Raw genomic sequence first — 2,161 nt, 5'->3', positions numbered from 1 at the left:
GGCTCCACCACACCACGGGTCACCCCGCGGGGGGGACCGGCGGGGGGGGGGGGGGGTCTGGGGCGGGGGGGGCCCGGGGGGGGGGGCCCCCCCCCGGCCCCCCCCCCCCCCCGGAGGGGAGGACGACGGTGCTGGTGTAGGGCCTCCGGACGCGACGAGGCCCCCGTCCCGGGGCGGGACGGGGGCCTCGTCGGACGGTGTGCGGCGCGTCAGCGCCAGCGCATCGACATCACCAGGCCGACGACCATGGCGCCGAAGCCGATGGCGAAGTTCCACGCCGACAGCGACACCATGAACGGCACCCGGTCGCCGGCCACGTAGTAGACGACGATCCACAGCAGGCCGAGCACCATGAGCGTGACCATGAGCGGCGCGTACCAGCGCGGGCTCGGCTGCACCGCACGGGCGGCCGACCGGGACTGGAGCACGCCCTCCGGCGGCGTGTAGACCGACTTCTTGCGCACCTTGGACTTGGGCACCGCGACCGACTCCTGCTGACTCTCCCGGGGTGCCGGTCCGTCGCGACCGGCACGCTGGTCTCCCAGCCTAAGCTGCGCGGTGAGGACGACGGCCCCGCCGAGCCGTGCGCCCGCCCTCCCGTCCCCCAGGAGCCCCCGTGACGCCGTCCGAGACCGCCGCCGGGGCCTCCGGGCGCCCGCGGCGGCAGCGGACGGCCTGGGGCGCCCTGGTGCCCGTCGTGGCGCTCGCCGCGGGGCTGCTGTTCGCCACGTCCGGCCAGACGGCGCAGGGGTCGGACCTGCGCGCCGGCGACGTCACCGAGCTGCGGGCGCTGCTCGCCGAGCGCAACGACTCGATCGCCGAGCAGGAGGCGCAGCTGGCCGCCCTCGAGGCGCAGATCCAGGCGCTCACCGACCAGGCCGCCACCCGCGACGGCGCGGTCGCCGCGGCCGCCGCGACGGCCGAGCAGGGCGAGCTGTCGGCCGGCCTGGTGGCGCTGACCGGCCGCGGCGTGGAGATCACCCTCGACGACGCCCCCCGCCGCCCCGACGGCGGACTGCCCGTGGGCGCCCGGCCCGACGACGTCGTCATCCACCAGTCCGACGTGCAGGCCGTGGTCAACGCCGTGTGGGCCGCCGGGGCCGACGGGGTCGCCATCATGGACCAGCGGCTGATCGCCACCAGCGCCGTCCGCTGCGTCGGCAACGTGCTCCTGCTGCAGGGCCGCACCTACTCGCCGCCGTTCGTCGTCACGGCGATCGGCGACGCGGCGGCCATCCGCGCGCAGCTCGACGCGTCGCCGCAGGTGGCGGTCTTCGAGCAGGCGGTGGAGGCCTACGGGCTGGGGTTCGCCGTGCGGGAGCGGGCCGACGTCGTGCTGCCGGCCTACGGCGGCCCGCTCGACATGGACCTCGCCACCCCCTCCGAGGGCTGATCTCCCTCCCGGCCCCGCGACCGGCCGGTGTACACAGGGAGCGTGAGCAGGCCGGTCCTCGTCGTCGACAACTTCGACAGCTTCGTCTACAACCTGGTCCAGTACCTCGGGCAGCTAGGCGTGCGGTGCGTGGTGCGCCGCAACGACGCCGTCGACGTCGACGAGCTGGCCGACCTCGACGTCGCGGGCGTGCTGCTCTCGCCCGGGCCGGGCACCCCCGCCGACGCCGGTGTGACCGTGCCGATGGTCCGCGCGGCGGCCGAGGCGGGCACCCCCGTGCTCGGCGTGTGCCTGGGCCACCAGGCGATCGCCGAGGCCTACGGCGCCGAGGTGGTGCGCGCGCCGGAGCTGCTGCACGGCAAGACCAGCGAGGTCGTGCACGACGGCGTCGGCGTACTGGCCGGGCTCCCCTCGCCGTTCACCGCCACCCGCTACCACTCGCTGGCCGTCGACCGGGACACCGTCCCCGCCGAGCTGGAGGTCACCGGCACGACGCCGTCGGGCATCGTCATGGCGCTGCGGCACCGCGAGTTGCCCATCGAGGGCGTGCAGTTCCACCCGGAGTCGGTGCTCACCGAGGGCGGGCACCAGATGCTGGCCACCTGGCTCGCCGCCTGCGGCCTGGCGCCCGACCCGGCGGTGGTCGAGGCCGCCGCCGCGGGCGCCCGCCGCCTGTCGGCCGCTCCCGCCTGACCCCGCGAACACAGAAGGGGGCCGGCCCGCTCGGGGGGGGGGCGGGTGGGGTTGGGGGGGGGGTGGCGCCCCGGG

General features: G+C 76.9%; 3 protein-coding genes. 2 read left to right on the top strand and 1 reads right to left on the bottom strand.

The features are described 5' to 3' along the window. Nucleotides 1-209: 209 nt before the first annotated feature. Nucleotides 210-479 carry a cell division protein CrgA gene (crgA, locus tag ACI79X_RS23370; RefSeq protein ID WP_073422088.1) on the bottom strand — a complete coding sequence of 90 codons (270 nt, stop codon included), beginning with the start codon at nt 477-479 and terminating at the stop codon, nt 210-212. A 137-nt stretch (nt 480-616) separates the two neighbouring features. Here crgA and ACI79X_RS23365 point away from each other — a divergent pair, with 137 nt between their 5' ends. After that, nucleotides 617-1,393 (top strand): DUF881 domain-containing protein, encoded by a 777-nt coding sequence (locus ACI79X_RS23365; RefSeq protein WP_457027813.1) that lies wholly within the window; start codon nt 617-619, stop codon nt 1,391-1,393. A 42-nt stretch (nt 1,394-1,435) separates the two neighbouring features. Next, nucleotides 1,436-2,086 carry an aminodeoxychorismate/anthranilate synthase component II gene (locus ACI79X_RS23360; protein WP_457027812.1) on the top strand — a complete coding sequence of 217 codons (651 nt, stop codon included), beginning with the start codon at nt 1,436-1,438 and terminating at the stop codon, nt 2,084-2,086. The last annotated feature ends 75 nt before the right edge of the window (nt 2,087-2,161 follow it).

It is taken from the genome of Geodermatophilus sp. SYSU D01119, from assembly GCF_054049975.1.
Note: the sequence above shows the minus strand (reverse complement) of the source record. Positions and strands in the feature narration are given on the sequence as shown.